Source organism: Luteibacter sp. P4_E6 (genome assembly GCF_056401535.1).
Window position 1 is genome coordinate 1 of sequence record NZ_JBFUJE010000297.1, and the last position, 4,834, is coordinate 4,834.

Sequence of the window (4,834 nt, forward strand, 5' to 3'; positions counted from 1 at the left end):
GGATGGTGCCGGGCTCGACCCCAGCCATCGTGCCGCGAATAAAGTGGAGGTCCGTCCCACAAATGGCCGACGCGGTCAGCCGGACGACGGCATCGGTGTCTGCTTCAATTTTCGGCTCGGGCACGTCATCGAGGCGGATGTCACCGAGTGCGTGGAAAACGACGGCTTTCATGGGCAAGACTCGTTTGCAGGAGAAGCCGTAACCATGCGCAATGTCCTGTGAAAAGAAGAGCCCAAAACCGTGGACATCCCGTGGTGTTCGCATTTCCCAGACCCTTGTCCGGGTTGACTGCAAGTCCAGCCAAGGGAGACCGCCATGGACCACATCTTCGAACTCACAGCGCCGTGGTGGACCTACCTCGTGCGGGGCGCCGTCACTTATCTTGGTCTCCTCGTCCTCATGCGCCTTGCGGGCAAGCGGAGTTTCGGGGAAATGTCGGCGTTTGATGTCGTGGTCATTGCCCTGGCGGGCGGAACCCTGCGAACCGCGATTATCGGCGACGACAACGGGATGCTCGGACCCTTCCTTGGCGTGGCTGGGATTTTGGCGACAGACAAGGCCATCGCATGGCTATCTGCCCGGTCAGCGGGCTTTAACCGACTCATGGAAGGGTTTCCCACGATCCTGGTCCGCGACGGCAAACGGGGCCCTGCTGCCCTTCGGAGCCAAAACATTCCTGATGCAGCGCTCGACAGGGCCCTCCACGGGGCGGGCATCGAGACGGACCGGGATGTCAAAACGGGTCGACTGGAGCCGAACGGCAAAATCACCCTCGTCACACGAAAACACGCGGGATAAGGGGCTTGCCCTGACGCTCAGGCTGATTAAAATCGGAGGCCCGTTTCCGCAGGGAGCCCGCGATGAACGGCCACGCTGCCCGCCCTCTGACGCCAGATGGCTTGGAGGCATGCATCCACGCAATCAACGCCGCCGCGCTCGACGGAGATTTCGACGAGGCCCGGTTGTGTCTGGCCCAGTTCCGGGAACAATTGCAGCACCCCCGCCTTGACGCTCTTCGGCGTGCTTCGGACGTCTTGATGAGCGTCCTCGGCCCTGCCGGCACCGCCCCGTCGGGAGGCCTGGGCCGCGCCCTCGTCGACCTCACCGAGGCCTTCGAGAAGAACCAGCCTGGCTGACTGCCTTTGAGGACCCGACATGACGCCACTGGACAAACCGCTCAAGCGCGAACTGACCGTCGGCGGTCAGGACTACACGCTGACCATCCACCCCGACGGGCTCAAGCTGGTCGAGAAGGGCAAGCGCAAAGGCCTTGAGCTGTTGTGGAAAGACATCCTGTCCGGAGACGCCGGTCTTGCCGCAGCACTCCAGGCGTCGGTAGCCGACTGAGGGAGCGCGGGGGATTTCCGACCAGAACCGCAAAAGGCTCAGGTCGGGAATACCCTCCAGGAACCGTCGGGACGCTCGATTTTGACAATGCCGCTACCGCCTGCGTTTTCGGCCATGCGAACGCATTCGGCGGCCCGCCGTATGGCTTCTTGCTCCAGGCGGAACTCCTCGGCGGGCCGGCCATCGCAGCGCACCCTCCATGGTGCACGTTTTGTCACCGGCGGCGAGATGTAGACGGTCAGCGTTTCGGTCATGCCTTGCCCAGCGCCTTTCTCACGTCAGCAGCCAGACACCAACTTTCCTGACAGTGTCGCGAAGCTTGTCTTCTGTCACTTCGAGTTCTGTGGTCCAGTACTGAACCTCATAATCCTCGTTTACGTTGATGCGTTTGGCGTCAGCCGGCCCACGAATGCTTTGGTTGTCATTCATCGCGAAAGTCCTCCCTAACGAGCGGTCACGCTGCCTCTTTTCGGGTCAAGCGGTCGTCAACTGCGCGTCAGCGCGGCGACCATGAATGCGTGTACGGAAGCGCGGCCGTCCGGGTCATCCGAGTCCGTCTCAACGATTGAGGCTCTCGGCGATGCAGCCCCAAGATTGACGATGATTTCGCGCCCCACCGAAGCGCCAGCCCGCAGGAACCTGACAATTCGGGACACGGCCAGCAGGCGCTGCGCAACCATGGGTCGGTGCCGTCGAGGCTTGTTACATCGACGGCGGGGCCACCCGCGCGTGAACCGCCATGTCGGAGACGTATGGAAGAGAGATCCCGCTCTTTGCGCCACCTGCGGACGTCAAACCGCTGCGCACCGGTCCCGTCCCGGATTGGCTTTTCGGTTGGCTGGACAGGGCGGCCCGATTGCTCCGCCCCTTGACGGATGGTCAGGCTCTGCTAGATCTGGGTCTCCATCCACTGCCTGCGGAATTCCCATGTCTCTCTTCAAACACCCCGATGCGGCAGTCCTCGCACCCTTCGTCTTTTTTCTGGTGTTCATGTTTTCGGTGATGTTCTACTGCGTCTTTACTGCCCGGTAAACGGCCTTTCCCCGGTCGCCTTCCGCGCGTCGCTAGTCCATGCATTGCCCGTGGATGAACATGGTGTGGATGTAGACAAACGCGACTTCGCAGCCGACGACGGTGACCCAACTCATCACCTTCATTGTTCGCACGTCGAGCCAACGGTGTTTCGAGTTCTGGGGGGGGGGGCGACGGCAACGCGAGCCCGAAGCACAAGCGTCCCGGTGACCATGTACGCACACGAGATGACCGTGACGTTCGGCGACTGGCACGGGTGACAGAACGCGTAGCACAGCAGTCCACACAGCAGGAACACGAGTGAGGCAACGTAATAGGCCTTGAGGTCTTCGTCCGCAGTGGCTTCGCCTCCTTCGGGCTTCGCCGTTGCAGGGCCGCCCCACGTGCCTGCCCCGATGCGGGGAAAGTGGAGGAACAGACCGGCGCCGGCGCACACGGCGGCAAGAAGTGGACAAAGGTAAGCGCCAAGGTCAAACAGCGCGTGATACTCGCCCTCTTCGAGTGGCTTTGTTGGCGCGCCGTGAAAGACAACGATGACCATGCCGACCGACATGGCCACCAGCCCCAGAATCACTGTGACGACCTGGAATTTCGGTGCTGTGTAGGTGCCCATGATTTCTCCTCCATGAAAGGCGCTCGCGTTTGCGACCCAAGATGCGGCACTAATGCCCGCTGCGGTGCGTCGTGCGACGCTGGCCACGGCGCAGGGCGCTGCGCGTGCTCCACGCGTGGTTCTCAGGAACCTCGACGACGATTTCCAGCACGTCCCTGACGTCTTCACCAGCGCCGAGGTTGACCTCGTCGACCAGGCAGGTCAACTGCGCGACCGCCGTGCTCGAACGATGTTGCAGGGCAAGAAAGCGCACGGTGCTTCCCACCACTTCTGCCGCGCCCAGATAGCCACCAACATTCTTGCCGGCACGGTTGAACCGTTGGCACCAGTCGGGAGACGGCGCAAAACTCAAGACGGCCAACAACCGCTCACCAACCGTTCCCGGGCCACTGTCCTGGAAATTGACTTCGAGGTCCAGGTCGATGTAGAGAATTTTCGGACGCTCTGTGAGTGCGCTCATCGTGCCTCCTTGTGCCGAAGCGGGAAAGGGTCAGCCGCCAGCGTTGCCGCCCCGACCATCCGCCTTGTCCTGGCATTTGGCGTTCAGGCTTTCGCCGACATCGACCCCGCCGAGCTTGACCCCGGGGAAGAACGTGCCACCCGACGACATCTGCACGGCACCGACCTTCGTGTCGCGAACCGATGTCCAAGATCCATCCGGATTTTTCCTGAATGCCGCGCATTCGACCGATGAGGTCGCAACGTGTGCGGAGGCGCTTTGCTTGTCCTTGCCGCTCATGGTGACGCCCTGCGTGGCGGCGAGTGCGAATGCGATGACCAACATGGAGAACTCCAGCGATAAAGGGGGACGGGAAAGTACAGCAAGGTCTGCGGATGACACAATCGACCGGCAATCAAGGCGGGCTCTTTCAACGACGACCCGCCCTAACGCCCTTGGCGCGTATGCCGGAGATGCTGGTAGCCGAGCTTGTCGAGTTCTTCGGCCACCCGGAGGATGTCGACGCCATAGCCCAGGCCGGGCTGTGTGCCAACGGGGCCGAGCGATGCGACCAAATCTTTTGCAGCTTTGGCCACATCGGCAAGCCCGGCGGCTTCTGCCTTCTCGACCACCATGCGCGCACGGAAACGGGCTTCATTGAAGTCGTCGCGCAACGCGGCGTCCCCGAGAACGGTCAGGTCATGGGCAAGGTGGGCCATTGCAAATTGGTGTTCGTCTTTAATGCTCATGACTCGCGCCTGGTGCATTGGAGCGTTGAACGAATGCCTTCGGGAGCACGGACCGCAGTGGGGGCAATGCGGCCGGTGCTCCGTCCGGACCCCAGGTTGGGGACCCTAGAGGTTCTCCCGGACCATCTCCCACACGTCGCCACCGCGACCGTGGAGGATGGCGCGCACGCCGTAGATGCCCATCCCGACAACGGGCTTGAGCTCAGTAAAGGGTGGCTTGACGAGCTCCATGGGGTTGACGAAGACATGGAGCAGCGCGGGGCCCGGCTGCGCCAGCCATTCGGTGACCGCCTCATCGAGCGAGGCGGCGGTGCGAACCGTGCGGCCCCACAGGCCCATGGCCTCGGCCACTTCGCCAAACGCGGGGTTTTTCAACTTGGTAAAGGTGTCGAGCATCCCTTCGGCCTTCTGCTCGATTTCCACAAAGCCGAGTTTGCCGTTGTCAAAGACGATGATCTTGACCGGCAGGTTCTCCTGCACGGTCGTCATCAGATCACCAAAGAGCATGGCGAGCCCCCCGTCACCGCACATGCTGATGACCTGGCGGCCGGGATGGGATTTTTGCAGCCCGAGCGCGGAGGCGAGGCCTGCCGCCATGGTGCCGTGCAGGAGGCTGCCGACGATGCGGCGCTTTTCCGTTGCATGGATGAAGC

At 62.2% G+C, this 4,834-nt stretch carries 10 protein-coding genes; 3 read left to right on the forward strand and 7 right to left on the reverse strand.

Annotated elements, in window-relative coordinates:
* Window positions 1–316 precede the first annotated feature (316 nt).
* From AC1DT2_RS15755 to AC1DT2_RS15765, 3 genes are all read left to right on the forward strand, one after another.
* Entirely contained in the window at window positions 317–799 is a 483-nt protein-coding gene (locus AC1DT2_RS15755; RefSeq protein ID WP_477297341.1) for a DUF421 domain-containing protein, read from the forward strand.
* 62 nt (window positions 800–861) lie between these two features.
* On the forward strand, window positions 862–1,137 hold the full coding sequence (locus tag AC1DT2_RS15760) for a hypothetical protein (RefSeq protein ID WP_477297342.1): 276 nt from the start codon (window positions 862–864) through the stop codon (window positions 1,135–1,137).
* 19 nt (window positions 1,138–1,156) lie between these two features.
* Window positions 1,157–1,348, forward strand: a complete 192-nt coding sequence (locus tag AC1DT2_RS15765) for a hypothetical protein (RefSeq protein ID WP_477297343.1) — start codon at window positions 1,157–1,159, stop codon at window positions 1,346–1,348.
* 38 nt (window positions 1,349–1,386) lie between these two features.
* Here AC1DT2_RS15765 and AC1DT2_RS15770 read toward each other — a convergent pair whose 3' ends face one another.
* The 7 genes from AC1DT2_RS15770 to AC1DT2_RS15800 all read right to left on the reverse strand — a co-directional run.
* Window positions 1,387–1,602: a hypothetical protein gene (locus AC1DT2_RS15770; RefSeq protein ID WP_477297345.1), complete on the reverse strand. Its 216-nt coding sequence runs from the start codon at window positions 1,600–1,602 to the stop codon at window positions 1,387–1,389.
* A 19-nt stretch (window positions 1,603–1,621) separates the two neighbouring features.
* Complete coding sequence (locus AC1DT2_RS15775) at window positions 1,622–1,777, reverse strand: DUF3606 domain-containing protein (RefSeq protein WP_477297346.1); 156 nt, start codon at window positions 1,775–1,777, stop codon at window positions 1,622–1,624.
* Between the two features lie 724 nt (window positions 1,778–2,501).
* Window positions 2,502–2,993, reverse strand: a complete 492-nt coding sequence (locus tag AC1DT2_RS15780; protein WP_477297347.1) for a hypothetical protein — start codon at window positions 2,991–2,993, stop codon at window positions 2,502–2,504.
* Window positions 2,994–3,042: 49 nt separating this feature from the next.
* A complete protein-coding gene (locus tag AC1DT2_RS15785; RefSeq protein WP_477297349.1) occupies window positions 3,043–3,453 on the reverse strand; it encodes a hypothetical protein in 411 nt (136 codons plus the stop codon).
* A gap of 30 nt (window positions 3,454–3,483) precedes the next feature.
* Window positions 3,484–3,777 carry a hypothetical protein gene (locus AC1DT2_RS15790; protein WP_477297351.1) on the reverse strand — a complete coding sequence of 98 codons (294 nt, stop codon included), beginning with the start codon at window positions 3,775–3,777 and terminating at the stop codon, window positions 3,484–3,486.
* A 101-nt stretch (window positions 3,778–3,878) separates the two neighbouring features.
* The gene (locus AC1DT2_RS15795; RefSeq protein WP_477297352.1) at window positions 3,879–4,181 is read right to left on the reverse strand and encodes a hypothetical protein; all 303 of its coding nucleotides are present in this window, start codon (window positions 4,179–4,181) and stop codon (window positions 3,879–3,881) included.
* A 105-nt stretch (window positions 4,182–4,286) separates the two neighbouring features.
* Window positions 4,287–4,834 (reverse strand): thiamine pyrophosphate-dependent enzyme (locus AC1DT2_RS15800; RefSeq protein WP_477297354.1); only part of this gene is annotated, 548 nt, incomplete at its 5' end.

What these genes read in the sequence shown, in the direction of transcription:
- AC1DT2_RS15795 (WP_477297352.1), bottom strand. Translation starts at nt 4,181, where the DNA reads ATGAGCATTAAAGACGAACACCAATTTGCAATGGCCCACCTTGCCCAT.
- AC1DT2_RS15775 (WP_477297346.1), bottom strand. Translation starts at nt 1,777, where the DNA reads ATGAATGACAACCAAAGCATTCGTGGGCCGGCTGACGCCAAACGCATC.
- AC1DT2_RS15770 (WP_477297345.1), bottom strand. Translation starts at nt 1,602, where the DNA reads ATGACCGAAACGCTGACCGTCTACATCTCGCCGCCGGTGACAAAACGT.
- AC1DT2_RS15755 (WP_477297341.1), top strand. Translation starts at nt 317, where the DNA reads ATGGACCACATCTTCGAACTCACAGCGCCGTGGTGGACCTACCTCGTG.
- AC1DT2_RS15785 (WP_477297349.1), bottom strand. Translation starts at nt 3,453, where the DNA reads ATGAGCGCACTCACAGAGCGTCCGAAAATTCTCTACATCGACCTGGAC.
- AC1DT2_RS15780 (WP_477297347.1), bottom strand. Translation starts at nt 2,993, where the DNA reads ATGGGCACCTACACAGCACCGAAATTCCAGGTCGTCACAGTGATTCTG.
- AC1DT2_RS15765 (WP_477297343.1), top strand. Translation starts at nt 1,157, where the DNA reads ATGACGCCACTGGACAAACCGCTCAAGCGCGAACTGACCGTCGGCGGT.
- AC1DT2_RS15760 (WP_477297342.1), top strand. Translation starts at nt 862, where the DNA reads ATGAACGGCCACGCTGCCCGCCCTCTGACGCCAGATGGCTTGGAGGCA.
- AC1DT2_RS15790 (WP_477297351.1), bottom strand. Translation starts at nt 3,777, where the DNA reads ATGTTGGTCATCGCATTCGCACTCGCCGCCACGCAGGGCGTCACCATG.